The sequence below is a fragment of the Duganella hordei genome (genome assembly GCF_040369125.1).
Taxonomy (GTDB): domain Bacteria; phylum Pseudomonadota; class Gammaproteobacteria; order Burkholderiales; family Burkholderiaceae_D; genus Rugamonas; species Rugamonas hordei.
On record NZ_BPWI01000007.1, the window covers coordinates 270448 to 296476 of the forward strand.

The 26029-nt window shown below is 66.7% G+C and carries 22 protein-coding genes; 9 read left to right on the forward strand and 13 right to left on the reverse strand.

What is annotated here, in order from left to right:
* The first annotated feature begins 27 nt into the window (after positions 1-27).
* Genes ABWW33_RS18450 through ABWW33_RS18460 form a run of 3 tightly spaced genes read left to right on the forward strand, consistent with a single transcriptional unit; the run spans position 28 to position 3085 of the window.
* Positions 28-1203, forward strand: a complete 1176-nt coding sequence (locus ABWW33_RS18450; RefSeq protein ID WP_353403158.1) for an acyl-CoA dehydrogenase family protein — start codon at positions 28-30, stop codon at positions 1201-1203.
* Positions 1200-2270, forward strand: coding sequence for an acyl-CoA dehydrogenase family protein (locus ABWW33_RS18455; RefSeq protein WP_353403159.1), 1071 nt, complete (start codon positions 1200-1202; stop codon positions 2268-2270). Before ABWW33_RS18450 ends, ABWW33_RS18455 begins: the two co-directional genes overlap by 4 nt.
* 23 nt (positions 2271-2293) lie before the next feature.
* Entirely contained in the window at positions 2294-3085 is a 792-nt protein-coding gene (locus tag ABWW33_RS18460; RefSeq protein ID WP_353403160.1) for an SDR family NAD(P)-dependent oxidoreductase, read from the forward strand.
* A gap of 7 nt (positions 3086-3092) precedes the next feature.
* Here ABWW33_RS18460 and ABWW33_RS18465 read toward each other — a convergent pair whose 3' ends face one another.
* From ABWW33_RS18465 to ABWW33_RS18500, 8 genes are read right to left on the reverse strand one after another with little or no spacing between them, the layout of a single operon-like run.
* The gene (locus ABWW33_RS18465) at positions 3093-3875 is read right to left on the reverse strand and encodes a DUF2889 domain-containing protein (RefSeq protein ID WP_353403161.1); all 783 of its coding nucleotides are present in this window, start codon (positions 3873-3875) and stop codon (positions 3093-3095) included.
* Between the two features lie 2 nt (positions 3876-3877).
* Positions 3878-5032, reverse strand: coding sequence for a thiolase family protein (locus ABWW33_RS18470; protein WP_353403162.1), 1155 nt, complete (start codon positions 5030-5032; stop codon positions 3878-3880).
* Positions 5025-5480 carry a Zn-ribbon domain-containing OB-fold protein gene (locus ABWW33_RS18475; protein ID WP_353403163.1) on the reverse strand — a complete coding sequence of 152 codons (456 nt, stop codon included), beginning with the start codon at positions 5478-5480 and terminating at the stop codon, positions 5025-5027. Before ABWW33_RS18475 ends, ABWW33_RS18470 begins: the two co-directional genes overlap by 8 nt.
* 60 nt (positions 5481-5540) lie before the next feature.
* Positions 5541-5933: a DUF6285 domain-containing protein gene (locus ABWW33_RS18480; RefSeq protein WP_353403164.1), complete on the reverse strand. Its 393-nt coding sequence runs from the start codon at positions 5931-5933 to the stop codon at positions 5541-5543.
* A complete protein-coding gene (locus ABWW33_RS18485; RefSeq protein WP_353403165.1) occupies positions 5930-6946 on the reverse strand; it encodes a phosphotransferase family protein in 1017 nt (338 codons plus the stop codon). Before ABWW33_RS18485 ends, ABWW33_RS18480 begins: the two co-directional genes overlap by 4 nt.
* Positions 6947-6954: 8 nt before the next feature.
* Positions 6955-8127 carry an acyl-CoA dehydrogenase family protein gene (locus ABWW33_RS18490; RefSeq protein WP_353403166.1) on the reverse strand — a complete coding sequence of 391 codons (1173 nt, stop codon included), beginning with the start codon at positions 8125-8127 and terminating at the stop codon, positions 6955-6957.
* A gap of 43 nt (positions 8128-8170) precedes the next feature.
* Positions 8171-8857, reverse strand: coding sequence for a carboxymuconolactone decarboxylase family protein (locus tag ABWW33_RS18495; protein ID WP_353403167.1), 687 nt, complete (start codon positions 8855-8857; stop codon positions 8171-8173).
* Positions 8858-8903: 46 nt separating this feature from the next.
* Positions 8904-10166, reverse strand: coding sequence for an acyl-CoA dehydrogenase family protein (locus tag ABWW33_RS18500; RefSeq protein WP_353403168.1), 1263 nt, complete (start codon positions 10164-10166; stop codon positions 8904-8906).
* Between the two features lie 173 nt (positions 10167-10339).
* Here ABWW33_RS18500 and ABWW33_RS18505 point away from each other — a divergent pair, with 173 nt between their 5' ends.
* The 4 genes from ABWW33_RS18505 (at position 10340) to panD (ending at position 14146) form a co-directional block, all read left to right on the forward strand.
* Positions 10340-11098, forward strand: a complete 759-nt coding sequence (locus ABWW33_RS18505) for an SDR family NAD(P)-dependent oxidoreductase (protein ID WP_353403169.1) — start codon at positions 10340-10342, stop codon at positions 11096-11098.
* A gap of 52 nt (positions 11099-11150) precedes the next feature.
* Positions 11151-12329, forward strand: a complete 1179-nt coding sequence (locus ABWW33_RS18510) for an acetyl-CoA C-acyltransferase (protein ID WP_353403170.1) — start codon at positions 11151-11153, stop codon at positions 12327-12329.
* 114 nt (positions 12330-12443) lie between these two features.
* Positions 12444-13781 carry a spinster family MFS transporter gene (locus ABWW33_RS18515; protein ID WP_353403171.1) on the forward strand — a complete coding sequence of 446 codons (1338 nt, stop codon included), beginning with the start codon at positions 12444-12446 and terminating at the stop codon, positions 13779-13781.
* Positions 13782-13786: 5 nt separating this feature from the next.
* Complete coding sequence (gene panD, locus ABWW33_RS18520) at positions 13787-14146, forward strand: aspartate 1-decarboxylase (protein ID WP_353403212.1); 360 nt, start codon at positions 13787-13789, stop codon at positions 14144-14146.
* 19 nt (positions 14147-14165) lie between these two features.
* Here the strand turns inward: panD and ABWW33_RS18525 are convergent, their stop codons facing one another.
* The 4 genes from ABWW33_RS18525 to ABWW33_RS18540 form a co-directional block, all read right to left on the reverse strand.
* Positions 14166-15746 (reverse strand): DUF3300 domain-containing protein, encoded by a 1581-nt coding sequence (locus tag ABWW33_RS18525; protein ID WP_353403172.1) that lies wholly within the window; start codon positions 15744-15746, stop codon positions 14166-14168.
* 165 nt (positions 15747-15911) lie between these two features.
* Complete coding sequence (locus ABWW33_RS18530) at positions 15912-19376, reverse strand: indolepyruvate ferredoxin oxidoreductase family protein (RefSeq protein WP_353403173.1); 3465 nt, start codon at positions 19374-19376, stop codon at positions 15912-15914.
* A gap of 32 nt (positions 19377-19408) precedes the next feature.
* Positions 19409-21880 (reverse strand): TonB-dependent receptor plug domain-containing protein, encoded by a 2472-nt coding sequence (locus tag ABWW33_RS18535; protein ID WP_353403174.1) that lies wholly within the window; start codon positions 21878-21880, stop codon positions 19409-19411.
* Positions 21881-22089: 209 nt separating this feature from the next.
* Positions 22090-22608, reverse strand: coding sequence for an Lrp/AsnC family transcriptional regulator (locus tag ABWW33_RS18540; protein WP_353403175.1), 519 nt, complete (start codon positions 22606-22608; stop codon positions 22090-22092).
* A 126-nt stretch (positions 22609-22734) separates the two neighbouring features.
* On the opposite strand from ABWW33_RS18540, the gene ABWW33_RS18545 reads away from it, so the two are divergent.
* Together ABWW33_RS18545 and ABWW33_RS18550 are read left to right on the forward strand one after the other, a co-directional pair.
* Complete coding sequence (locus ABWW33_RS18545) at positions 22735-23955, forward strand: amino acid aminotransferase (RefSeq protein WP_353403176.1); 1221 nt, start codon at positions 22735-22737, stop codon at positions 23953-23955.
* Positions 23949-24506: an Rrf2 family transcriptional regulator gene (locus tag ABWW33_RS18550; protein ID WP_353403177.1), complete on the forward strand. Its 558-nt coding sequence runs from the start codon at positions 23949-23951 to the stop codon at positions 24504-24506. Before ABWW33_RS18545 ends, ABWW33_RS18550 begins: the two co-directional genes overlap by 7 nt.
* Here ABWW33_RS18550 and bcaP read toward each other — a convergent pair.
* A complete protein-coding gene (gene bcaP / locus ABWW33_RS18555; protein WP_353403178.1) occupies positions 24490-25929 on the reverse strand; it encodes a branched-chain amino acid transporter BcaP in 1440 nt (479 codons plus the stop codon). The two genes, ABWW33_RS18550 and bcaP, sit on opposite strands and share 17 nt — an antisense overlap.
* Between the last annotated feature and the right edge of the window lie 100 nt (positions 25930-26029).

The following is a 26029-nucleotide window of genomic DNA, read 5'->3' on the forward strand; positions in this document are numbered from 1 at the left end:
GCCGACTCCAAACTAACAGAGGCTCAGATGACTGATCCAGTAAGCACCGCCAGGGCGCGGGCGGAAGAGTTGAGGCGCGCTGTGCTGGCGTTCTACGAGCGCGACATGCCGGCCGCGTTGAAGAGCAAGTCGGCGCGCCACCAGGTGCTCGGCAAGGACGACTACGTGCAGTGGATGCGCCTGTTGAACGACAACGGCTGGGCCATCGGGCACTGGCCGAAGGAGCACGGCGGCCAGGCCTGGTCGCTGCTGGAACGCTTTGCCTTCGAAGACCAGCTGGCGCGCCTGGCGTGTCCTTGGGTGATACCGTTCGGCGTCAAGTATGTCGGTCCCGTCATCTACAGCTTCGGCACCGAGCAGCAGAAGGCGCGCTTCCTGCCGGGCATCAGGAACACGGGCGAATTCTGGGCGCAGGGTTATTCCGAACCGGGCGCCGGTTCCGACCTGGCCAGCTTGCGCACCGAAGCCATCCGCGACGGCGACGCCTTCGTGGTGACCGGGCAGAAGGTCTGGACCACGTACGCGCAATGGGCCGACTGGATGTTCTGCCTGGTGAAGACGGCCGGCGCGGCCCAGGCGCAGAAGGCCATCTCGTTTCTGCTGATCGATATGCGCAGCCCCGGCGTGAGCGTCAAGGCGATTCCGACGATGGACGGCTATCACCATGTGAACGAAGTCTGGCTGGACAAGGTGCGCGTACCGGTGGAAAACCTGGTCGGCGAGGAGGGCGCGGGCTGGACCTACGCCAAGTTCCTGCTCAAGAACGAGCGCACCGCCGGCGCCATCATCGGCACGGCCTGGCATGCGCTGCGCCGCCTGAAGTCGCTCTCCACGGAGACCGGAGGTGCGCAGGCGCGGCGCGCCGGCGAATTGGAACTGCGCTTCATGGCGCTGGAGCAGGCCGCCTACCAGGCGGTCGAGGCGATGATGCGCGGCACCGACCATGGCGCCGAAGCGTCCTTCATCAAATTGCGCGGCACCGAGCTATATCAGGATATCGCCGAGGCCTTGATCGATGTCCTCGGCCCGGCCGGCATCGCCTACGACAAGGCCGCGCTGCACGCGGCCGGCGCGCCGCCGCTGGGGCCGGACGACGCCGGCGGCATCGTCAAGGACCACCTCTACAACCGCGCCGCCACCATTTTCGGCGGCGCCTCCGAGATCCAGCGCAATATCGTCGCGAAAGGCGTGCTTGGCTTATGAATATTGATTTTGAAACCGCCAATATGCTGGACGACAGCGTCCGGCGCTATACGGAAGACAAGTACAACTTTCTCGACCGGCACCGGGTCCTGACCCAGCCTGCCGGATACAGCGAGGCGGCCTGGCGCGACTACGCCGCGTTTGGCTGGCTTGCGCTGCGCTTGCCGGAAGACGCGGGCGGCCTGGACGCCGACGTGTTTGCGGTGGCGGCCCTGATGGAAACGGTCGGCGCGCGCCTGCTGATGGAGCCGGTGCTGGCCAGCGCCATCGTCGGCACCGAACTGTTGCGGCGGCTGGGCAGCGACGCGCAGTGCGCCGAACTGCTGCCGCGCCTGGCCGACGGCAGCCTGAAGCTGGCCTACGCGCACGGCGCGCCGCTCCGTGTCAGCGATGGCCGGGTCAGCGGCGCGGCGGAGGCTATCCTGCATGGCGATATCGCCGACCTGATCCTGGTGAGCGCCGTCGACGATGCGGCGGGCGCCGCGCCGCAAGTGTACCTGGTCGATCCGGCCGCCACGGGTGTGTCGAGGACGGCGTTCCGCCTGGTCGATGACCGGGGCGCCGCGAATATGCGTTTCGATCAGGCGCGCGCGCTGCGCCTCGCCGGCGGCGGCGAGGATGCCGCCGAGGTGATCGCCGACGCGCTCGACTTGGCCACCGTCGCCCAATGCGCGGAAGCGCTCGGCATCGTGCGCAAGCTGGTCGACACCACGGTCGACTACCTGAAGGTCCGCAGCCAGTTCGGCAAGCCCATCGGCACCAACCAGGCCTTGCAGCACCGCGCCGTCGACATGTTTTTCCTGTCGCAGGAAATCGCGGCGCTGACCGTCGATGCGAAACACGCGATGGCGCTGCCGGCCGCCGGGCGCGCCGGCAGAATCAGCGGCGCCAAGGCCTATATCGTCCAGGCGGCGCGCAAGGTCGCCAACGAGGCGGTCCAGATGCACGGCGGCCTGGGCCTGACCGAAGAGCTGGACGTCAGCCACTACTTCCGGCGGCTGATGGTCGGCGCCGCCCTGTTCGGCGACCGCGAGCAGCAGTTCGCGCGTTTCCTTTCCGTATCTTGAACACTTCTTCGGGTTCCCCCATCATGTCTGATTCATCCAGCCTACTTCCTGCCGACCTGTTTGACCTGAGCGGAAAAATCGCCCTGGTCACGGGCGCCTTCAGTGGCCTCGGCCGTGGCTTCGCGCAGGTGCTCGGTGAGGCGGGCGCGACGGTGATCGTGGCCGGCCGCCGGCTGGACCAGGGGCGGCGACTGGTGCAGACGATGGAACAAGCCGGCATCCGCGCCCACGCCATCCTGATGGACGTGGCCGATCCGGCCAGCGTCGACGCGGCCATGGACGAGCTGGCCGAACAGGTGGGCGTGCCGGACATCCTGGTCAACAACGCGGGCATCACCCAGACCAAGCCTTTTCTGGAACTTAGCGAGCAGGACTGGACGCAGATCATCGACGTCAACCTGAACGGCGCGTGGCGGGTGGCGCAGCGCAGCGCGCGCCTGATGCAGCAGGCCGGCAAGGCGGGCAGCATCATCAATGTGGCATCGATACTGGGGCTGCGCGTGGCGCAGCAATTGCCGGCGTACGCCACCTCCAAGGCGGCGCTGCTGCAGCTGACGCGCGCGATGGCGCTCGAGCTGGCGCGCCACGGGATCCGCGTCAACGCGCTTGCGCCCGGCTATGTGGAAACACCGCTGAACGAGGAGTTCTTCGCCGGCGAGGCGGGCCGCGCGCTCGTCAAGCGCATCCCGCAGCGCCGCCTGGGACTGGGGCGCGAGCTTAGCGGCCCCTTGTTGCTGCTGGCCAGCGAAGCATCCTCGTACATGACCGGGGCGGTGCTGGTGGTCGACGGCGGCCACAGCATCAACGGGCTGTGAGGCCTCGTCAGGGTTGCCTGTCGATATGCTCAAGCATGGCGTCGGCCGCCGCATCGTAGCGGCGCGGGGGAGTGGGCATGCGCAAGGCGATGGCGCTCCACTCGGGCTGGAACGTGTGGCACACCGGACCTTGCCCCAGCTCGGCCGCGGCCGCAAACCGCTCGATATCGACGCGCCGGCCGAACGACACAAAAGCCACCCTGCGCAGGACCAGCGCATCTTCCGCGTCGGCGGCATCGAGGCCGTCGGACCATTCGCGAAAGCCGTGCAGGATGCTGCGGCCGGCCATCGCCTCGGGCGCCGTGATCGCGTAGCCGAGCAGGTCCCAGCTGAGAACTTCGCGACCGTCGCGCCGCAGGGTGGCGCGCAGCGCGCCGCGCGCGGCGCCGTCCACCACATCCGATAAGGCTTGCACCGTGCCGTGATAGCGGCGCTGAATGCGTCCCGACCAGGCGTGCGCCACCGCCAGGCTGGCCAGGTCGAGCAGGTGGGTGCAATTGCGCCGCATGTCGACCAGGGCCCCGGCTGCGGCGCAGCGGCCGGTCAGGGGTTGCCCGATGAGGGCGCGCAGCGGCACGCCGGCGCCGGCGCAGGTGCTCCACGGGTGGCGCGGCGTGGCCACGCGCAGGTCGCGGATGCGGCCGCCGTCATGGGTGAGCGTCACGCCGAAGTGGTGGAATTCGTCCTCCAGCCAGCCCACCACGGTGTGCTCGTCCCATGCGCGCAGGTCGATCTGGCGGCGGAATATGCCGTCGAGCGGGATGTCGGCCAGTTGCTTCTCCCAGGGCATGCCTAGCTCCGGCGCTCAAGGATGGTCACGCCGCTCACGCCGGGCGCGCCGTACACGTGGGTGTAGCCCAGCCGGGGCGTGCCCGCAACCTGGCGCTGGCCGGCCTCCTGGCGCAGCTGGCTGCAGATCTCGATCACCTGGCGCAAGCCGGAGGCGCCTATCGGTTCGCCGTTGGCCATGCAGCCGCCGTCGGTATTGATCGGCAGGCGGCCGTGGATGTCCGTTTGGCCGGTGCGCAGCAGGAGGTCCTGCTCGCCATGTTCGCAAAAACCGTTCTCCGCCATGTGGATGATTTCGCTGCCGGCGTCGGTGTCCTGCAGCTGGATGACGTCGATGTCGCGCGGACCGACGCCGGCCAGTTCGAAGGCGGCCTTCGACGCGGTCACCGTGGGCGCCGGCGCCTGCTGCGCCGCCAGCGCCGGGCTGAACACCTCGAACGATCCGTGGTGGCGGGTGCGCACCACGGCCGCCCTCACGACGATGGGCTTGGCCTGGAAGCGCTTGGCGGCCTGCGCGCTGCACAGCACGAGGGCCGCGCCGCCTTCGGCCGGGCTGCAAAACATGTACTGGCGCAGCGGCAGGTTCACCGGCATGGAGGCGGCGATTTCCTCGAACGACAGGGCGCGCCGCCGCCACGCATGGGGATTGAGCGCGCCGTTGCGGAAGGCGCGCTGCGCGACGCGCGCCAGCGCCGCTTCCTCGATGCCGTGTTCGTGCAGATAGCGGCGCGTCTTGAGCGCGAAGAACTGGGTGGTGAGCATCAGCCCGGTTTCGCCATACCAGTCGGGCAGGCCCCAGTCGCGCGGATGGGGATTGAAGGCGCCGCGCGGATGCTTGTCGAAGCCGACCGCGACGGCGATCTCGGCCATGCCCGAGCGGATCGCCGCGACGGCGCTGGCCAGCGCGCTGCCGCCGGTCGCGCAGCCGTTGGCGACGTTGATGAAGGGCAGGCCGGTCAGGCCCAGGTCGTTGCACAGGGCGTCGGCGTTGCCGGCGTCATGGCTGCCGCCGTAGGCCACGCCCACCTGGTCCCAGGACACGCCGGCGTCCTGCAGCGCGGCGCGCAGCGCCAGCGCGCCTTGCGCCCGGCCGCTGAGCGCGTCGTGGCGCCCGAACGGGTGCATGCCGATACCGATGATGGCGACGTCGTCATGCATGTCGGGCTCCTTGATGGTTGTCGGGCGCGCTCTGGAACGCGAAGGTATGGATGGATTCGCCTTGCGCGTTGACGCGGTAGGGCAACAGCACCAGCGCCATCGGCATGCCGATGGCGAGCCGCTCCGGGTCGGCCTCGGTCAGGCGCGCCTCGACCTTGATCCCGCAGGCCATCTGCACGTAGCCGACGCCGTAGGGCCGGAACGTCTCGGCGGTCTCGCCGCTGTTGTAGGGCGCCTTGGGCAGAAAGTCCTGGACGGTCCAGGACCAGAGCACCCCGGTGCGGCCGAGATCGCAGGCTTGCATGCGCGCGCACCGGCAGCGGGTGCAGCTGTCCGCGGCGGGGAAATAGGTTTCGCCGCAATCGGCGCATTGGCTGCCCAGCAGATGCGGCTGGCCGTCTTGAAAGCCGATCAGCGCGTCGGAGACGAGCAGGGGCGGGGTAGACATGGAATGGTCCTCTCAGGGAAGGGGGTACGGGGCGGCGGACGACAGGCGTGCTCGCCGCCGCTATTTCAGGTACTTGGGGCTGCTCTCGAGCAGCGTGAGCCGGGCGCAGTGCAGGAGGTGGGCGTGCACGCCCGGCGCCAGCGGCGGCGTGCCCGGGGGGGCATGGCGGATTTGTTGGCCCAAAGCGCGATTGAGCGCCTGCAGGCGCGCGCGCACGTCGTCGCTCGCGGCGGCCACGGTGGACGGAGCCCCGGCCAGCAGGCTGGCCAGCGCGGCCAGCTCCTGGCGTTCGCGCCCCTGGCCGCCGCGCGCCTGGCGCATGGCGATGGCCATGGCGCTGGCCACCATCAGGGCCGCGTGGCGCCGGTCGGCGGGCAGGGCGGGGATCAGCTCGTCCTTGAGTACTTGATGGGCGGCTTCCAGCAATGCGTCGCCTAGCGGTTCTTCCCTCATTGCATCTCCTTGGTCATGGTCAGGATTTCGTATTCGAGTTCCGGCACGATGTGGCCGGTCAGCGCGAGGAACAAGGACCGCTCGTTGCCGGACATATGGCGTTGCGCCTGCTGCAGGGCGATCAGCGCCCAGTTCATGTGCGCCATCACTTCCCAGTAAGGAACGGCGTCGCGTGCCAGCGGCGCGCCGGCCACCCTTTCGTAGCCGCGATAGAAGTCCTCGCGCTGGCCGATGCCGCCGGCCTCCTTGTCGGCGGCGCCGAAGCGCCAGCATTTGGCGCAGAACCAGCCGATGTCCTCGAGCGGATTGCCCCAGCCTGCGAACTCCCAATCGAGGATGCCGGTCAGGCCGTGCTCGTCGACCATGTAGTTGCCGGTCCGGTAGTCGCGATGACAAAGCACGACATCTTCGGCGGCCGGGGCATGGAGCTCCAGCCACCGCAAGCCCCATTCCAGCGCGGGCCGCGCCAGCTGCGTCTCGTCGAGGAACTGGCGCACGCGCGCGATCAGCAGCGCCGATGGCGCCGCCGTCGGGACGGGCAGAAAGGCCAACGATTCGTGGGGCGGCCTGATGGCATGGATGAGCGCCAGTTCCTCGCCGAGGCGCTCGGCCAGCGCGCCGCGGTCGCCGCCGTAGCCGAGGTCCTTGACCAGCACCCTGCCGGCTGCCGTCCCGGCCACGCGCCGCATGACGAAAAACGGGCGCCCGATCAGTTCCGGGTCCTGGCACAGCCACAGCGGCTCGGGCACGGTCACGCCGGCCCGGTATGCCGCCTGCAGCAAGGCAAATTCCTCGACCCGGCTATGGCTTTGCGTCACGCCGGATGGCGAATCGGTGCGCACGACCAGGTCCAGCGTGCCGGCCATCGGGCCGTCGGGCAGTTCCGACCGGACCAGCCAGTTCTCCTGGATGGCGCCGCCCGACAGCTGCGACATTTGTACGATGTCGGCCTGGCTGGCGCCGCCGTGCCTGGCGATGAAAGCGGCCAGCGCGGCGCGTGAGGTGTCGTTCATGGCTGTACTCATCGGTTTCGATCGATGCCGTTGACCACCCGCTTGCCGATGCTCCAGCGGTGCACTTCCGACGGGCCGTCGTAGATGCGGAAGGCGCGCATGTCCGAAAAGATGCGCGCGACCTCGGACTCGTCGGTCACGCCTTGTCCACCCAGTATCTGCACGCAGCGGTCGGCGACGCGCCACTGCGCTTCCGACGCCAGCACTTTCGTGACGCTCGATTCGTGGATGCCGAGGCGGCCCTGGTCGAGCACCCAGGCGGTATGCCAGATCGACAGGCGCGCCGCGTGCAGATCGATTTCGTTATCCGCGAGCATGAAGCTGACGCCTTCGTGGCTGCCCAGGGGCTTGCCGAAGGCGCTGCGCCGGCGTGCGTAGTCGGTGGCGATGTCGTGCGCGCGCCGCGCCGCGCCGAGCCAGCGCATGCAATGCGTCAGCCGCGCCGGCGAGAGCCGCACTTGCGCGTACTTGAAGCCTTCGCCCGGCTCGCCGAGGATGTCGCGCGCCGGGATGCGCAAGTTCTCCAGCCGCACCACGGCGTGGCCGCCGGGGAAGCAGCGGTCCATGGAGTTCATCAGGCGTTCGACGATGAAGCCGGGGCGGTCGGTGTCGCTCAGGAACATGGTGGCGCGGCCGTCCTCGAGCTTGGCCATGATGATCGCCATCGACGCGCCGTGCGCGCCGGTGGTGAACCATTTGCTGCCGTTGAGGACGAAATCGTCGCCGTCGCGCACCGCCGTCGTGAGCAGCATCGACGGATCCGAGCCGGCCCCCGGCGGCGGTTCCGTCATGCAAAAGCAGGAACGGATCTGGCCGGCGGCGAGCGGCTTGAGCCAGCGCTGCTTGTGCTCCTCGCCGGCGACCGCTTCGAGCAAGTGCATATTGCCTTCGTCGGGCGCGGCGATATTCAGCGCGATCGGGCCGAGCAGGGAGTAGCCGGCCTCCTCGAAGACGATAGTCTTGCTGCGGTGATCCAGGCCGAGACCGCCAAACGCGGCCGACACATGGGACGAGAGCAGTCCCGCCGCGCGGCCGAGCGCGACCAGTTCGTGCCGCAGCTCCTCGGTGGGGCCGTGCGCGGTCAGGCGCTCGTCGCGCTCGAACGGGATGATTTTCTCGCGAATGAAGACGCGCACGCGCTCCTGCAGTTCGGCGAGTTGCGGGGAAAGCGAAAAGTCCATAAAGTGTTTCCTGAATAAGCGGGTAATTGGTTGAGCGGCCGCTTCACGCGTCCATGGCGTTGGCGCCGTTGACCCAGGCCGACAGGCCGCTGGTGATCACGGCGCACACGATCGCCTCGGCGATCTCGGCTTCGCTGGCGCCCGCCGTGCGGGCCCCTTTGATATGCACCGACACCAGGGGGCTGTAGTCGGCCGCCAGAACCGTCACCAGCAGCAGCTCCGAAAATTTCTTGCCGAGCGGCGTGCCGTTGATGGTTCCTTCGCGCATCAGGTAGTAGGCGTCGGCGCCAAGCGGCAGCACGTCGAAGAATTTTCCCAGCGAAGGGGGCATGGAGCCGAAGTAGGCGAGGAAGTTTTTTTCGGCCTCGCCGGGAGCGACCTCGATTTCCTGGAGTGCCGCCGCGTCCTGCTGCTGGCCCGGATAGGCGGCCTCGAGCTGCTCGAGGAATTTCAGCGCAGCGGCCTCGCCGCGCACGCTGCTGAGCACGATGGCCGCGGAGGCGGCTTCGTCGAAGCGCAGCCCCAGGTCGCGCGCGCGCCGCAGTTCGCGGCTGGCCATGTCGTGGTAGCCTTTGCTGGTCGCGGCGGCGGCGACGCACAGGGCCTTGACCTTCGCCGGCAGCGCGCCGTCCTCGTTGACGATGTGGCGGAAACGCCCGTAGCCGCCCAGTGTCAGAGGGGCGATGCGGCGCAATAGATTGGAATCGAGCAGTGGGCTATTCGGGTTCACGGGCTGTCCTTTATGTGATCAACGTTGGATGCATTGTACGAGCGTCCTAGGACTTCATATACGCCTTGATGCTGGCGTAGTCGCGGCCCTCGTATTTCTTGCACTCCAGCTGGGCGACCGTGCGGCAGTGGACTTCGTCCGGCCCGTCGGTGAGGCGGACGATGCGCGTGTTGGCGTACATCTCGGCCAGGCCGAAGTCCTGGGCCACGCCGCCGCCGCCGTGCGCCTGGATCGCCATGTCGACGATCTTCTGAGTCACGCGCGGCGCGATGACCTTGATCATGGCGATTTCATTGCGCGCGACTTTGTTGCCCACGGTATCCATCATATGGGCCGCTTTCAGGCATAGCAGGCGGACCATCTCGATGTCGATGCGTGCGTGGGCGATGCGTTCCTCCCACAGCGAATGCTCATGGATGCGCTTGCCGAAGGCCTCGCGCGACATCAGGCGGACGCACATCTTCTCGAGCGCCACCTCGGCCGTGGCGATATTGCGCATGCAGTGGTGGATGCGGCCCGGCCCGAGGCGGCCCTGGGCGATCTCGAAACCGCGGCCCTCGCCGTAGATGATGTTCTCGGCCGGCACGCGGACGTTCTCCAGGATGATCTCGAAGTGGCCGTGCGGCGCGTGGTCGAAACCGAACACCTCCAGGTGGCGGACGATCTTGATGCCGGGCGTGTCGGCCGGCACCAGTATCATCGATTGCTGGCGGTAGGTTTCGGCATCCGGATCGGTCTTGCCCATGACGATGAAGAACGCGCAGTGCGGATGGCCGGCGCCGGACGACCACCATTTGTGGCCGTTGATGACGTATTCGTCGCCGTCGCGGCGGATCTCGGTGCGGATATTCCTGGCATCCGACGAGGCCACGGCCGGTTCCGTCATGAGGAAGGCGGAACGGGTGTCGCCGTTGGCCAGGGGCAGCATGAAGCGGCGCTTCTGGTCCGGCGTGCCGTAGCGGTGCAGGACTTCGAAATTGCCCGTGTCCGGCGCCATGCAGTTGAACACTTCGGACGCGAAGTACACGCGCCCCATCAGTTCGGCGATCGGGGCGTACTCCAGATTGCTCAGGCCGACGCTGGTGAAAAATTCGTCGTCGTGCTCCGACGGCGGCATGAACAGGTTCCACAGCCCGGCGGCGCGCGCCTTGGCCTTGAGCTCCTCAAAAATCGGCGTCGTTTCCTTCCACCGGTCGATGGTCTTCTTTTGCTCCTCGTAGATCGGGATGGCCGGATAGATATGTTCGTCCATGAAGGCGCGAACCTTTTCCATCCATTCGACTGATTTTTTTGACTGTTCGAAATCCATGGGGAAGGCTTTCTCAAGAGATGTGGATGCATTCAGAATAATCGACCGTCCGGTCGGTTGTCAAGCGGCGACTGTGTTGCGACATGCGGGCTTGACAATTTTGCGCCGCCGACGATACACTCCATGAGTGCGACCGTCCGGTCGGTCGATATTGATTCAACAAGGAGCTGGCAATGAGCGCAATGAAGGGCAGGGTGGTGCTGGTCACCGGCGGTGCGTCGGGGATCGGCTTTGCGACGGCGCGACGCTTCGCCGAGGCGCAAGCGACGGTCATCATCGCCGATCTGGACAAAGCCACCGTGACCGGGGCCGCCGGCGAACTGGCGCGGGAGAAGCTCGATGTGCACGGCATGGTGCTGGACGTGACGCGCGAGGCGCACTGGGCACGGATCATGCGCCAGATCGAGCGGCGCTTTTCGCGCCTTGGCGTGGTCGTCAATAACGCCGGTGTCGGCCGGCCCGGGGCGATCGTCGATACCAGCCTGGCCGATTGGCGCTTTGTCACGTCGGTCAATCTGGACGGCGTGTTCCTGGGGGTGAAGCACGGCATCGAAGCGCTGGCACGCCATGGCGGCGGCGCGATCGTGAATGTTTCCTCCATCATCGGCACGGTGGGCACGGTCAACAATGCCGCCTACGCCGCATCCAAAGGCGGTGTGCGCCAGCTCAGCAAGGTGGCCGCGCTCGAATGCGCGGCGGCGGGCAATGGCATACGGGTCAACAGCGTCTTGCCCGGCTACGTGGAAATGCAGCGCAAAGGCGCCAAGAAAATGAGCGGGGAAAAACGCCGGGCCCTGATCGATGCGACCCCGATGGCGCGCTTCGCCACGCCCGCCGAAATCGCTGACGCAATTTATTACCTCGCTTCGGCCGAGTCCAGCTATGTGACCGGTACGGACTTGATCGTCGACGGCGGGTTCACGGCGCAGTAGACGCGACCGTGTCTTGCATTCCCCATTCAACCGTTTTATCTAAAGGAATATCATGACCCAAGCAGTGATAGTATCGACCGCGCGCACCCCGATTTGCAAGAGCTGGCGCGGTGCGCTGAATATGACCCATGGCGCGGATCTGGGTGGACATGTGGTGCGGGCCGCGCTGGCGCGCGCCGGCATCGACCCGGGCGAAGTGGAGGACGTCATCATGGGCTGCGCCACGCCGGAAGGCGCCACGGGCTACGATATCGCGCGGCAAATCGCGCTGCGCGCCGGTTTTCCCGTCAGCGTGCCGGGGGTGACGGTCAACCGTTTCTGCTCGTCCGGACTGCAGGCGATCGCCGACGCCGCCTACCGCGTGCGCGCCGGCGAGGGCGAGGTGTTCGTCGCCGGCGGGGTCGAGTCGATTTCGATGGTGGCGAATGACTTTAACAAGCTGAACCTCGAAAACGAATGGCTGCTGCGCCACCAGCCGGACGTGTATTGGCCGATGTTGCAGACGGCGGAGTTCGTGGCGAAGAAGTACGGGATTTCGCGCGAAGCCCAGGATCACTATGGCGCGCAAAGCCAGCAGCGCGCGTCCCAGGCCAAGCTGGACGGCAGGTTCGCGCAGGAGATCGAAGCCATCGCGGTCAAGACCAGGCTGGTCGACAAGAACACCAAGGTCGAGACGATCACGGAGGTCGTCGCCGGCGAAGACGAGGGCATACGCGCCGGCACCACCTACGAGGCGGTGGCGCAGCTCAAGCCGGTGATCGAGGGCGGGGTCGTCACCGCCGGCAACGCCAGCCAGTTGTCGGACGGCGCGTCGGCTTGCGTGGTGATGAGCGATCGCGCGGCGGCCAGCAAGGGACTGCAGCCGATGGGCGTATTCCGGGGCTTTGCCGTCGCCGGTTGCGAGCCTGCGGAAATGGGGCTTGGTCCCTTGTTCGCGGTGCCCAAGCTGTTGAAAAGGGCGGGGCTGACGGTGGACGATATCGGGCTGTGGGAACTCAACGAAGCCTTTGCCGTGCAGGCGATTTACTGCCGCGACCAGCTCGGCATATCGAACGACATTTTCAATGTCAACGGGGGGGCGATCGCCATGGGCCATCCGTACGGCATGTCCGGCAGCCGCCTCGTTGGCCATGCGCTCATCGAAGGCAAGCGCCGCGGCGTCAAATATGTCGTCGTCACCATGTGCATCGGGGCGGGCATGGGGGCTGCGGGCCTGTTCGAAGTGTTGTAAGGAAAAGATTGACACCCGACTAGTCGGTCGATATGCTTGTTTTTATCGCCGGACCCGCGCCCCCGGACGGGGCGCGGCGTCAGGGCGCCGTCCATTACTGCCACAAGGGTCATCATGCTCGTCACGCACACACGCCAACAAATCCGGGAGCGCCGCTATGTGCTGTTCCTGCTGTTCCTGGTGTCGGTATTGAGTTATATCGATCGCACCATCCTGTCTATCCTGCAGGTGCCGATCAAGAGCGACCTTGGCCTGTCCGACGCCCAGCTCGGCGCGCTGACCGGCCTGTCCTTCGCGCTGTTCTATGCCACGCTGGCCCTGCCGATCGCCCGCCTGGCCGACCGCGCCAACCGCTCGCGGCTGGTGGCCGGTTCGCTGGCCATCTGGAGCGGCATGACGGCGCTCACCGGCCTGGCCAGCAGCTTCGCCGGGCTGGTGCTGTTCCGCATCGGCGTGGCGGTCGGCGAGGCAGGCAGTATTCCCGCCACCCATTCGATCATCGCCGACATCTATCCGCCCAAGACGCGCGCCACGGCGCTGGCGTTCTGGGGGCTGTCGCTGCCGGCCGGCCTGATGCTGGGATTTTCCTGCGCCGGGGCGCTTGAGCAGGCGGTCGGCTGGCGGGCCGCCTTCGCCATCATCGGCGGGGCGGGGCTGCTGCTGGCGCCGCTGGTACTGTTGACCATGCGCGAGCCGCAGCGCGGCCGTTACGATCCGCCCAAGCTGGCGGACGCGGTGGCGCCGACGGTGGCGCAAGCCTTGCGCCACCTGTGGCAGCTGCGCGCGTTCCGTTATCTCACGGCTGCCGGCGCCTTTCATGCCTTCGCCTGGTACTCGGTCAATGCCTGGAGCGCGCCGTTCTACGTCCGCGTGCATGGCCTGACGCTGTCGCAGGTATCGTTTTACCTGGCCGTGCTCAATGGCGTCGGCAGCGCGGTCGGCATGTATCTGGGCGGCCGCCTGTCCGACTATTTCGGCCAGCGCGACCCGCGCGGCCGCCTGCGCGTGGTGGCGGTGGCGCTGCTGATCATGGTGCCGGCGGCGCTGGCCCAATACCTGGTGGAGTCGCTCACGCTGTCGCTGACGATGGCCGCCATCTCGCTGACGATGATGCTGGTGTATTACGGGCCGGTCATCGCGGTGGCGCAGATGCTGGTGCCGGCCAGCATGCGCGCCTTCACCTCGGCCGTGCTGATGCTGGTGCTCAATCTGTTCGGCCTGGGCCTCGGTCCTTTGGCGACCGGCATGGTCAGCGACTTTTTCGTGGCGCATTTCGGCATGGCGAGCGACTCCTTGCGCTACGCGCTCAGTATCGCCGTGCTGTTTTCGCTGGTGGCGGCCGGCTTGTTCTGGCGCGCCGCCAGCCTGCTGCCGCGCGAGATGCTGCCGGTCGAGGGAAATGACAGCGTCCGCGCGGACGCTGCCGAACTGGCCACTTTGGGAAAATCATGATGTCCATGCAACGCATTATGCTGCGCTCGAAGCTTCATCGCGTCACGGTCACCCAGGCCGACCTGCACTACGAAGGCTCCTGCGGGATCGATGTCGATTTGCTGGAAGCGGCCGATATCCGGGTCAACGAGAAAATCGAGCTCTACAACGTGAACAACGGCGAACGTTTCTCGACGTACGCGATTCCCGGGATGCGAGGCAGCGGGGAAATTTCCCTGAATGGCGCCGCCGCCCGCCGTGCCCATTTGGGCGACTTGCTGATTATTTGTACCTACGCACCGATGACGGAAGACCAGATCGGCAGCTACCTCCCCAAAGTCGTTTTCGTTGACCAGCGCAACAGGATTACTGGAATGAAAAAATAAAGTGCGATGGAAGAGGGCGCTAGCTGTGGTGCTCCTGAACGTCGTGCTTGTCGTGGTGATTTTTTTCGTCGTGCTTCTCCGCAGGATGTTTGGCTGCCGCCGGCTGCGTGGCGACATGGGGATGCTCGTTGTGCATGGCCAGCATATCCTGATGCGCGACATGAGCCTGCGGCCGATCGGGACTGTTGATTTCCCGGGGCGGCGGTGGGGCGTGGTGCGGCATGCCCGCGTCGGCATGCTGGACCGGCGGCATACGCGTGGCATCCGGATGCGCGCGATCCGCCATCGCCTGGGCGGGCACCCGGTCGATCCTGCTTTCCTCATGCGCGGGCTCTTTCGCGGCAGGTGGAGCCATTTTCGCGGCCGGTATTTCCTGCGCCACGTGCGGCTGCTGGTGCAGATCATGCTGAACCATCGGCGGAGTGGGCGCGCTGTGGGGAGCAACCGCGGCGTGCATTGCCGGTGCCGCCGGAGACGGATGCGGGCCGGGCACGGCATCGTGGGACGTGAAGTGCGGCATACTCATCACCCCACTCGGCTGCTGCGAAGCGCTGTTGATGGCGACGTTCTGAGTACGGTTGACTACATTGTTGGTCGTTCGGTAGTTATTATTGGTGACGTTGATATTATTGATATTGTTGACATGGTTCACGACGGTCACTGATTTCGATACATACGTCGAGTTGTTGTACACCACTGCTGGACGGTGCCAGCCACCGTCATAGCTGGGGCTGGGTGCGCCCCAGTTGACGCCCCACGAATTCCAGCCCCAGTCGTGGTGGCTGATGGCCGCGCCCACCAACACGCCCACGCCGAACGAGATCACGCCGGTGGTGACCACGTTCTCGCTGGTATAGGCCGGCTGCTGGGAAACCCAGCCCGGGTACACCCGCACCGGCTCGCCATACACGACCGCAGGGTTGTAGTGAGGAACATAGACGACGTCCCGCTCAGCCGGCTCGATGACGATGGTTTGCGGCGGCGGCGGTATCACCGCCGGCCCTGAATAGACCATCGGTTCCGAAGGGGATTGCGTGATCTGAGCCGGCGGCGCCGATGCGCGGGCGGTCGCCGATACCCGCAGGTGCTGCGAGGTTTTCAGGTTGCCCGCCTGCTGGGCGCGCAAACGCAAGGCCTGGATGGCGTTCATCACGTCGCTCGGGTCGTTCACATAGGCTTCGCCCAGCTCCTTGGTCCACTGGACGTTGCCCGCCATCTGGTTCAGAACGCTGGGGAAGGTGGTCAGCGATTTGACACTGACGTCCCACGGCTGACTGGCTTCCGCGGCTTGCAGCGCATCGCCCTTCAAGGAGGGATTCTGTGCCAGCCATTGGTTGGCCGCAACAATTTGCTCCGGATAAGTGGCTCCCGCCAGCACCTGGCCGACCAGCTTGTCCGGAAACAGGGCGATCGGCGCGACCATCTGCGACAGCTGCTCCGCAGTCGGGGGCGTGTACGGCGCAGCTTGAGCAGTAGTCGATGCAGGCGCGCTGTTTTGCTGTGGCGCGTCGGCGGGCTTGTTGCATCCGGCAAGAGTAAGCAGGCTCAGAATCAGTGTCGAGGACACTGCGGTTTTAAAATTTTTCGCTTGAACGCCCATGATTGACAATCCTTCCTCAAGAAAATATGAAACAAGATTAACAATCATCTGTAGAGAAAGCTGTAAGCTGTTGTAACGTGCGCGGGGCTGCACTGATCGATCTCGCAAGGCGCCGCGCCGTCAGGGCAGCCGGGAGACGCAAGCGCCCCCCGGGTTGACTGACCGCTAACGGGCCTGCGCCATGCTGGCCAGCTTGACGTGGCCGAAGCCGCGTATCCGTTCCGGTACACGGGCCAGACGTAGCAGCTCGGCGTGGTTGTCCGCGCTCAGTTCTCCCGCGATGCGCGCCGTCAGCTGGAAGTAGTCCTCGCGCAGCGCGCGCTCGCGCCGCCGCTCCCCGGTGTAGCCGAAGAGATCGAACGGCGTGCCGCGCAAGACCTTGAGCGGCGCCAGTAGCTGAAACACCGTCAACATCCAGCTGCCGAAACGCATCTTGGCCGGCACCGTGGAGCCCGCGCGCTTGCGGGCCAGCAGCGGCGGCGCCAGATGGAATTCGAGCTTGTACTCACCTTCGAACTGCGCTGCGATCTGTTCCCGGAACGCCGGGTCGGCATGTAGCCGCGCGACCTCGTACTCGTCCTTGTAGGCCATGACCTTGTACAGATTGCGGGCCACCGCCTTTGCCAGCGGCGTGTTGCGGTTGAGCGACTGCTCGCGCAACCGCACCCTGCCGACCGCCTCCACGTAGCGGTGGGCATAGCGGGCGTCCTGGTACTTTTCCAGCAAACCGGAGCACAGCGCGATGGTCTCGTCCAGCGACGCCGGCGGCGCGAACTGGATCACCCTGGACCCGGCGCCGCCCAGCGCGGCCAGTCCCGCGCGGTCGGTGGCGGCCAGCCGGCCCACCGCGAACGCGCGCTTGTTCATGTCCACCGCGACGTTATTGAGTTCGATCGCGCGCATCAGCGCCGCCAGGCCGACCGGCACCAGGCCCCGTTGCCACGCATAGCCCAGCATCAGGATGTTGGCGGCGATCGGATCGCCCAGCAGGCGAGCCGCCAGCCGGTGGGTGTTGAGCGTGTCGACGCGTTCGGCGCCGGCCGCGTGGGCGATCTTTTCCAGCAGCGCCGGCAGCTGCACGCTGGCGTCGGGATTGCGGGTGAATTCGGCGGTCGGGATCTCCTGCTCGTTGCCGACCACCCGGGTATGGCCGTGACGCATGACGGACAGGGCGTCCGGCATCGCCGCCACCACCAGGTCGCAGGCCAGCACGGCGTCGGCCTGCTGCAGGTCGATGCGCACCTGGTGCAGCTCGGACGTCGAGCGCGCCACCCGCAGATGCGACATCACCGCGCCGCCTTTCTGGGCGAACCCCATGAAGTCCAGCGTGGACGCGCCTTTGCCTTCCAGGTGGGCCGCCATGGCGATCAGCGCGCCGATGGTGACCACGCCGGTGCCGCCGACGCCGGCCACCAGCATTTCGAACGGCCGCTCCAGCGCGCACGGCGCGGGCAGCGGCGTGGCCGCCAGCAGGCGTTCCAACTGTTCCAGGCTGGTGGTGGCGGCCGGCTTTTTCAGACTGCCGCCCACCACCGACACGAAACTGGGGCAGAAGCCTTCGACGCAGGAATAGTCCTTGTTGCAGGACGATTGCTCGATCTGGCGCTTGCGGCCCAGCGGCGTCTCCAGCGGCAGGATCGACAGGCAGTTCGACTGCACGCCGCAGTCGCCGCAGCCTTCGCACACGGCCGGGTTGATGACCATGCGGCGCGGCGGATCGGGGAACACCGTCAGGTCCGGGCGGTTCTTCTTGCGGCGGCGGCGTTTCTCGGCGGCGCAGGTCTGGTCGTACACCAGCACGGTGACGCCGGCGATCTCGCGCAGCAGGCGTTGCATGGCATCGAGTTCGCGGCGGTGATGCACGGTGACGCCGGCCGCCAGATCAACGCCGGCATAGCGTTCCGGCTCGTCGGTCACCACCACCACCTTGGCCGCGCCCTCGCTGCTGACCTGCTGGACGATCTGCGGCACGGTCAATTTTCCGTCCACCGGCTGGCCGCCGGTCATGGCCACCGCATCGTTGTACAGGATCTTGTAGGTGATGTTGGTGCGCGCCGCGATGGCCTGGCGGATCGCCAGGTAGCCGGAGTGGTAATAAGTGCCGTCGCCCAGATTCTGGAACACGTGCGGCTCCCTGGTGAAGCGCGAGGCCCCTACCCACGGCGCCCCTTCGCCGCCCATCTGGGTCAGGTTGACGGTGTCGCGGTCCATCCAGGTGGCCATGAAGTGGCAGCCGATGCCCGCCAGCGCGCGGCTGCCTTCCGGCACCCTGGTGGAGGTGTTGTGCGGACAGCCGGAGCAGAAGTAGGGTGTGCGCTTGACCGCGTCGCCGGCGTTGGACAGCAGGTCGGCGGCGCAGAAGCGCGGCAGGTGCTGTTCCAGCCCCAGCGCCGGCAGCTGCGGCGCCAGCCAGCGGATCAGCGCCGGCGCGATGCGCGAAGGGCGCAGCTCGCCCAGCGCGGACAGCAGCGGCTGCCCTTGCAGGTCGGTCTTGCCCAGCACCTGCGGACGGCTGGCCGGCGGCTGGTTGTACAGCAGGGTCTTGAGCTGATCCTCGATCACCGCGCCTTTTTCCTCGACCACCAGCAACTGCCGCAGGCCGTCGGCGAACGCGGCGAGCCGGCTCCGTTCCAGCGGGTAGGTCAGGCCCGGCTTGTACAGCCGTATGCCCAGCTGTGCCAGCCGCTCCGGCCCCAGGTCCATGCGCCGCAGCGCCTCCAGCAGATCCAGGTAGGCCTTGCCGGCGCTGATGATGCCCAGCGTGGCGCCGGGCGCGGCCACCACCATCCGGTCGATCGCATGGGTGCGGGCAAAGGCTTGCACCGCTTCCAGCTTGTCGGCCATGCGCTGTTCGATGCCCAGGCCCGGCAGGTCCGGCCAGCGCACATGCAGGCCGCCTGGCGGCGGAGCATAGTCCAGCGGATCGGCATAGCTGCGCGGCGCCGGAATCTGCACCACGGCGCCGCCTTCGACTGTCTCGGAGATCGCCTTGAACCCGACCCAGGCGCCGCTGAAGCGCGACAGCGCCCAGCCGTAGGGACCGAATTCCAGGTACTCCTCGATATTGGCCGGATTGAGCACCGGCATACCCCAGGCCATCATCGCCTGCTCGCTCTGGTGCGGCATGGACGACGACACGCAACCGTGGTCGTCGCCCAGCACCACCAGCACGCCGCCATGCGGCGAGCTGCCGTAGGCGTTGCCGTGCTTGAGCGCGTCGCCGGAGCGGTCGACGCCGGGACCCTTGCCGTACCACATGGCAAACACGCCGTCGACCGTGCGTGCGGGATCGTTCTCCACCTGCTGCGTGCCGAGGACCGCGCTGGCCGCCAGGTCTTCATTGATGGCGGGCAGGAACTCGATCTGGTGTTCCTGCAGCTGCCGCCTGGCGCGCCACATTTCCTGGTCGACCGCGCCCAGCGGCGAGCCGCGGTAGCCGCTGACGAAGCCCGCGCTGCGCAGGCCGCGGGCGGCGTCGGCCTGCCGCTGGCTGATCATCAAGCGCACCAGTGCTTGCGTGCCGGTGATGAAAATGCGGCCGCTCTGGCGTCGCAGCTTGTCTTCCAGGCGGTAGTCCGCATCGGCCAGCACTTCGTCTCCAGGCGGCGGCAGTTGTTCTCTCGATCCCATCTAAGCTCCTTTTGCTTCCTTTGTTGCGCTAATCAGAATGCCACGTCGACGCGCGCATACATTTGACGACCGTTGATACCGATCGGGCAGGTCTCCCAGCAGTAGGTGAAGCCCAGCTGCGGGAACGGGAAGGCCTTGGTCTTGTCCCATGCGGTCGGATAGGTGTTGAACAGATTGGTGGCGCCGGCCGTCAGGCTGATACGCTTGGTGAAGTTGTAGCGCGCCGACGCGTCCACCAGCCACTTGGCATCCCAGGTCTGGATGTAGGGCGCGGTAAAACCCTGGCCCTGCACCGAACCGTAATAGCTGGCGCGGGTGTTCAGGTTCCACGGGCCGGTGCTGTAGTCGGCCGCCACCGCGTGGTGCACGCGTGGCTGGCCATGCTCGATCAGGGTGACCTGCGCGTCGTCGAACAGCTGGGTTCCGCTCAGCAGGCTCGATTGCGAATGGCGCTTGGTGACTTCGGTCTTGTTGAAGCCAAGCTGGCCGGACAGCACCAGCTTGCCGCCGGCGACGCTGCTGGTGTGCTCGGCCACCACATCGAGGCCGGTGGTGCGGGTATCGATGGCGTTGGTGAAGAACTGGGCCTGGCCGACCTTGAGCGGATCGAGGATGGCCTTGACCGGGCAGTCGGCGGCGGTGGCGCAAGGGCCGGACTCCGGCGCGATATTGCTGGAGAAGACGATGCGGTCCTTGATATCGGTGCGATACAGATCGGCCGTCACCGACATGTTGGCGGCCGGGCGCAGCACCAGGCCGATGCTGCCGCTGCGCGAGGTCTCCTGCTTCAGCGGCGGGATGCCGAGCGCGGTGGTGACGGCGCTGCCTTCACGCGCCGTCAGGGTCTCGGTCAGCACGCCGGCCGCGTTCAGGTTGGTCGACACCGAACTGTAGAACTTCTGCTGCACGCTCGGCGCGCGGAAGCCGGTCGATACGCTGCCGCGCAGGCCGAGCACGCGCGACGGGTCGTAGCGCAGGCTCAGTTTCCCGGTGGTGGTGTTGCCGAAGTCCGAGTACTTCTCGTGGCGCACGGCGGCGGCGGCCAGCAGCTGCCCGGTCAACTGGCTCTCGCCATCCAGATACAGCGCGATGTTATGGCGGCTGTCGTCCACCGCGGTGGATGGCGTATAGCCGGGGAAGCCCTGGGTGCCCGAGGCCGCGATGCCGCCGGCCTGGTCGACGATCTTGATGGCGGGGTTGTTGCTGCGGCCGTACTGGTAGGACACCGGGTCGCCGGCCTCGATCGCGTAGCCGTCCTTGCGGTATTCGAAACCGGTGGCCAGGAAGATCTTCTGGCCGCCCAGCACCAGTGGCCCTTTCAGGTCGGCGTTGAAGGTGGTCTGGCGGAACTTCAGGCGTCCGGTATCGGCTTCCAGCGGCGATTCGGCGTAGATGCCGCCATCGGCCTTGGGCTCATACCAGTAGCTGACGTTGAGTGTATTGCGTTCATGGAAATCGAGTTCGCTGCGGCCGTGGTTCACGCTGAGGTCGAACTTCCACTCGCCGGGCAGGTCGCGGCGGTAGCCGAAGGCGAAGGAGGCGTCCTTCACGGTGGTCATGATGTTCGGCAGGAAGCCGTTCGGATAGACCGCCGGCACGTTGCGGCCGTCGCCGCCGGGGCGGAAGAAGCCGGCCGAATCGCCGGTGCGCCTGGACACGCCGCCGAAGGCGTACAACTCGCCGTCCTTGTCCACCGGCAGCGCCGCGTTCCACCACAGGTAGCTGTCCTTGGCCAGGCTGTCGCCGATGCGCTGGGTGACGCGGGGCGGGTCGACCCGCAGCGAGTCGACGCCGGCGCGGTTGGTTTCGCCGCGGCGGCGCGCCTCCAGCGACAGGTTGAGGAAGCCGCCATCCTCGCCCAGCGTGAAGCCGCGATTGACGCTGCCCGACACCAGGTTGCCGTCATGTTCGGCGGTGGTGCCGATTTCGCTGCTGATCTGGGTTTCGCTGGTCTGCGACTTGAGCACGATGTTGATCACGCCGGCGATGGCGTCGGAACCGTACTGGGCGGCGGCGCCGTCGCGCAGCACCTCGATGTGGTGGATGGCCGACAGCGGGATGGCGTTGATGTCGGTGCCGGCCGAGCCGCGGCCGACCGTCTGCTGCACGTTGACCAGCGCCTGCTGGTGGCGGCGCTTGCCGTTGACCAGCACCAGCAGCTGGTCGGGGCCCAGGCCGCGCAGGGTGGCCGGACGGATGATGTCGGTGCCGTCGCTGATGAAGGTCGAGGAGAAGTTGAACGACGGATCGAGCGTCTGCAGCAGCTTGCCCAGCTCCAGCGGCCCGGCGCTCTGCATGTCCTTGATGTTGATCAGGTCGACCGGCGAGGCGGTATCCAGCGCCGTCTTGGCGACCGAGCGTGAGCCCAGCACCACCACCGAGGTGGGGGTGTCTGCCTGTTGCGCCTGGACTGGATGTAACGCCATCAACAAGGCGCTGGCCATCAGGCCCAGACGCAGTTTGCCGGTGTCGGAGGAAAGGGGATTACATGGACGACGATTCATGTGCGGTTCTCTCGATTAGAAATAGTTGTGGCGGCGGCGCTGTCGCACCACCGTTGGGACTGCGCTACTGATGCATCGCATGGCGTTCAAGGCTCGCCAGCTGATGAAAAGTTTATCGCGCGGTCCGTGCACAATGTGACGGTTCTTATCGAGAAATACCGTGTTTCATGCACGGTTTGTGCATGATTTCAACAAAAGTCCGGAGCCGCTCAGGGCGCGAACTTGATGCGCTTCTTGCTTTCGACCGGCTGCATCACATGGTCGAGCGGCAGCACGTGGGTCTGCTTGACCTTGTCCAGCGTGACGTTGGAATGCACGTTGGTGATGCCGGGCAGGCGCAGCAGGTGCTTGGACACAAACTCGGAAAACGCGGCCAGGTCCGGCGCCACGATGCGCAGCAGGTAGTCCGCCTCGCCGGTCAGCGAGAAGCACTCCAGTATCTGCGGCAGCTTGCGCACCTCGCGCTCGAACTTGGCGATGGCCGCGTCGTTGTGGCGGTCCATGGTGACCTGGGTGAACACCATCACGTCCAGGCCCACCGCTACCGGGTCGAGGATGGCGGCATAGTGGTCGACCACGCGCGCTTCCTCCAGCCGCTGCACCCGGCGGCTGATTTGCGACGCCGACAGGTGCACTTTTTCACCCAGGCCGCTGTTGGTGGCGTGGCCATCGCGCTGCAGTTCGGTCAGCAGCTGGATGTCGTATCGGTCTACGGAAATGGCGGTCATGGAAATCCTCACGGGATGGTTATGCACAAAACGTGCGTGAAGCCACGAGTATTGCACACAAAACCGTCACATATTGCATAAACCACGCGATAGACTGGGCCGCACACACTGTCAAAGGAGAATCCGATGTTCCAGCATATCGAAGGCTATCCCGGCGATCCGGTCCTGACCCTGAACGAAGATTTCCACCGCGATCAGCGCAGCGCCAAGGTCAATCTTGGCATCGGCGTCTACACCGACGGCAGCGGCGTGCTGCCTGTGATGAGTGCCGTCGCCAGGGCCGAGGCAACGCTGCTGGCACGCTCCCCGGCGCGACCCTACCTGCCGATGGAAGGCGCGCCGGCGTACCGCCGGCTGATCCAGCAATTGCTGTTCGGCGCCGGGCATGAGGCGGTGACCGGCGGGCGCATCGCCACCGTGCAGACATTGGGCGGCTCCGGTGCGCTCCGGCTGGGCGCCGATTTCCTGCAGCAGTTTTTCGGCCAGGCCAGGGTCTGGGTCAGCGACCCGAGCTGGGACAACCACCGCGCCATCTTTGCCGGCGCCGGCTGCGGCATCGGCAGCTATCGCTATTACCGGCGCGAGCAGCGCGATGTCGATTTTGCCGCCATGCTGGCGGCATGCGAAACGATGCAGGAAGGCGACGTGATGCTGCTGCACGCCTGCTGCCACAATCCGACTGGCGCCGACCTCAGTCACGAGCAATGGCGGCAGCTGGCGGCCGCGCTGCGCAAGCGCAAGCTGGTTCCCTTTTTCGACATCGCCTACCAGGGCTTCGGCGCCGGCCTGGAGGACGACAGCTACGCGCTGCGCCATTTCGCCGAGCAAGGGATGACGTTCTTCGTCGCCAGCTCCTGCTCGAAGAATTTTTCGCTGTATGGGGAACGGGTCGGGTCGCTGAGCGTGGTCTGTCCGGACGCAAGCCAGGCCGACACGGTGCTGGGCCAGTTGAAGGCCGCCGTGCGCCGCAGCTATTCCAGTCCGCCGGGACATGGCGCCGCGGTGGTGGCGGCGGTGCTGGGCAGCGCGCCGCTGCGCGCCGAATGGGCGGCCGAACTGGAAGCCATGCGGCTGCGCATCGCCGCCATGCGCGCCGGCCTGTGCACGCGGCTGGCCGCGCAAGCGCCGGGCCACGACTTTGATTACCTGCTTGGCCAGCGCGGCATGTTCGGCTATACGGGATTGTCGCTGTCGCAGGTGGCGGCGCTGCGCGATGCCCATGGCGTCTATCTGGTGGGGAGCGGCCGCCTGTGCATGGCGGCGCTGACGCCGGCCAACCTGGAATACGTGGCCGCCGCCCTGGCCGAGGTGCTGCGGCGCGGCGGCGCAGGAGGCCGGCCATGCTGAACCGCTATCTGCTGGGCGACGCGCGCCTGCACCGCCGGGTCCAGGCGGCAACCAGGGTGCTGGCCTACCTGATCCGGCGCGCGCCGCGCCCGGCCAGCCTGGAGCAGCTGGTGCGCGATACCGGGCTGGCCGAGCGCGCGGCCGCCGCGACCTGCGAGGCGCTGCGCGGCGCCGGCTTGATCGGCAATGAATTCCAGGCCGAGATCGCGCAGCACATGCCGGCGGGGCAGCGGGGCGGCTGGACGCTGCGCTGCGATCCCGCGATGGTGACGCTGGAGACGGTATTCATCGCGCTGGCCGGACCGCTGGTCCAGCTGCGGGATCCGCGCGCGACGGCCGAGACGGACCTGTTTTGCCGTTCGGCCGACCTGTTCATCAGCCAGGCCACGCTGAACATCAACGTCGCATTGCTGGCGCACCTGCGGCAATTCACGCTCAGCCAGATCGGCCTGACGTCGGCCGCCCGCTGGCAGCCGCTGCCCATGCCGCGCAAACGCCGCCTGAACCCGATCGCGGCACCGGCCGCGGACGCGTTCACGGCGTTCCAGTGACCGCGGCGTCGCCGCGCCAGGCCTTCGCGCCGGAGGCCTGCAGCACCGAATTCCTGCGCGCATAGCCGAAATAGACCATCAGCCCGGCGGACAGCCAGACCAGGAAGGCGATCCAGGCCAGCGCGCTCAGATACGTCATCAGCGTCACGCAAAACAGCACGGCCAATGCCGGAATCACCGGCACGCCGGGACAGCGGAAGGCGCGGTGCAGGTCCGGGCGCTTCTTGCGCAGGATGACCACCGCCACCGAGACCAGGCAGAACGCGGCCAGGGTGCCGATGTTGATCAACTCGGCCAGTACGTGCAGCGGCACCACGGCGGCGATCAGGCCGAACACGATGCCCACCAGCCAGGTGGCGAAGAACGGCGTGTGGAAGCGCGGATGCACCTTCGACAGGCGCTTCGGCAGCAGGCCGTCGCGCGACATGGCGAAGATGACACGGGTCTGGCCGTAGGCCATCACCAGGATCACGGTGGTCATGCCCAGGATCGCGCCCAGGTCGACGAAGCCGGCCACCCAGTTTTCGCCCGCGTATTTGAGCGCCAGCGAGACCGGATGGTCGACGCCGAGGAAGCGCTGGTAAGGCACGATGCCGGTCATGATGGCCGACACCACGACATACAGCAGCGTGCACACGGCCAGCGAGCCGATGATGCCGATCGGCAGATCGCGCTCGGGGCGTTTGACCTCCTCGGCGGCCGAGGTCACTGCATCGAAGCCGATGAAGGCGAAGAACACCAGCGCGGAGGCGCTCAGCATGCCGTTGTAGCCAAACGGCATGAACGGACGCCAGTTGGCCGGCTGCACGTGGCGCGCGCCGACGGCGATAAACAGCAGCACCACGCCGACCTTGATCGCCACCATGACGTTGTTCAGGCGGGCCGACTCGCGCACGCCCCAGCTCAGCATCGCACTCAGCACCAGCATGATGCACAGCGCCGGCAGGTTGATCCACGTGGTGACGCCGGGCAGCGCGCCGGGGGCGGCCGTCAGGGCGAGCGGAAGATGGATGCCGAAGCCGGCGATCAGCGACTGGAAGTAGCCGGACCAGCCAACCGATACCGCCGACGTGGCCAGGCCGTATTCGAGCAGCAGGTCCCAGCCTATCATCCAGGCGGCCAGTTCGCCCAGCGTGGCGTAGGTGTAGGTGTAGATCGAGCCCGCGACCGGCACGGCGGAGGCGAATTCCGCGTAGCACAGCGCGGCGAAGCAGCAGGCGATGGCGGCCACCACGAACGACAGCGCCAACGCCGGTCCGGCGGTGACGGCGCCAGTGCCGGTCAGCACGAAAATGCCGGTGCCGACAATGGCGCCTATGCCCATCAGCAGCAGGTCGAACGGCCCCAGCACTTTGGCCAGGCCGCCCGGTTTGCGGCTGGCCGCGATCATGTCGTCGAGATTCTTGGTTCTGAAAATACTCACGCTGCTTCTCCAGGTTAGATGCGGTGGGCGAACGGAGAAGATTATCGGCGTAGCCTTTCAGAATTATGTTTGGAAATATGGGCTAGGTGCCGAAGCAATA

Excerpts from the sequence above, each read along its gene's own strand:
- ABWW33_RS18450 (WP_353403158.1), top strand. The coding sequence starts at position 28 with ATGACTGATCCAGTAAGCACCGCCAGGGCGCGGGCGGAAGAGTTGAGG.
- ABWW33_RS18455 (WP_353403159.1), top strand. The coding sequence starts at position 1,200 with ATGAATATTGATTTTGAAACCGCCAATATGCTGGACGACAGCGTCCGG.
- ABWW33_RS18460 (WP_353403160.1), top strand. The coding sequence starts at position 2,294 with ATGTCTGATTCATCCAGCCTACTTCCTGCCGACCTGTTTGACCTGAGC.
- ABWW33_RS18465 (WP_353403161.1), bottom strand. The coding sequence starts at position 3,875 with ATGCCCTGGGAGAAGCAACTGGCCGACATCCCGCTCGACGGCATATTC.
- ABWW33_RS18470 (WP_353403162.1), bottom strand. The coding sequence starts at position 5,032 with ATGCATGACGACGTCGCCATCATCGGTATCGGCATGCACCCGTTCGGG.
- ABWW33_RS18475 (WP_353403163.1), bottom strand. The coding sequence starts at position 5,480 with ATGTCTACCCCGCCCCTGCTCGTCTCCGACGCGCTGATCGGCTTTCAA.
- ABWW33_RS18480 (WP_353403164.1), bottom strand. The coding sequence starts at position 5,933 with ATGAGGGAAGAACCGCTAGGCGACGCATTGCTGGAAGCCGCCCATCAA.
- ABWW33_RS18485 (WP_353403165.1), bottom strand. The coding sequence starts at position 6,946 with ATGAACGACACCTCACGCGCCGCGCTGGCCGCTTTCATCGCCAGGCAC.
- ABWW33_RS18490 (WP_353403166.1), bottom strand. The coding sequence starts at position 8,127 with ATGGACTTTTCGCTTTCCCCGCAACTCGCCGAACTGCAGGAGCGCGTG.
- ABWW33_RS18500 (WP_353403168.1), bottom strand. The coding sequence starts at position 10,166 with ATGGATTTCGAACAGTCAAAAAAATCAGTCGAATGGATGGAAAAGGTT.
- ABWW33_RS18505 (WP_353403169.1), top strand. The coding sequence starts at position 10,340 with ATGAGCGCAATGAAGGGCAGGGTGGTGCTGGTCACCGGCGGTGCGTCG.
- ABWW33_RS18510 (WP_353403170.1), top strand. The coding sequence starts at position 11,151 with ATGACCCAAGCAGTGATAGTATCGACCGCGCGCACCCCGATTTGCAAG.
- ABWW33_RS18515 (WP_353403171.1), top strand. The coding sequence starts at position 12,444 with ATGCTCGTCACGCACACACGCCAACAAATCCGGGAGCGCCGCTATGTG.
- panD (WP_353403212.1), top strand. The coding sequence starts at position 13,787 with ATGCAACGCATTATGCTGCGCTCGAAGCTTCATCGCGTCACGGTCACC.
- ABWW33_RS18525 (WP_353403172.1), bottom strand. The coding sequence starts at position 15,746 with ATGGGCGTTCAAGCGAAAAATTTTAAAACCGCAGTGTCCTCGACACTG.
- ABWW33_RS18530 (WP_353403173.1), bottom strand. The coding sequence starts at position 19,376 with ATGGGATCGAGAGAACAACTGCCGCCGCCTGGAGACGAAGTGCTGGCC.
- ABWW33_RS18535 (WP_353403174.1), bottom strand. The coding sequence starts at position 21,880 with ATGAATCGTCGTCCATGTAATCCCCTTTCCTCCGACACCGGCAAACTG.
- ABWW33_RS18540 (WP_353403175.1), bottom strand. The coding sequence starts at position 22,608 with ATGACCGCCATTTCCGTAGACCGATACGACATCCAGCTGCTGACCGAA.
- ABWW33_RS18545 (WP_353403176.1), top strand. The coding sequence starts at position 22,735 with ATGTTCCAGCATATCGAAGGCTATCCCGGCGATCCGGTCCTGACCCTG.
- ABWW33_RS18550 (WP_353403177.1), top strand. The coding sequence starts at position 23,949 with ATGCTGAACCGCTATCTGCTGGGCGACGCGCGCCTGCACCGCCGGGTC.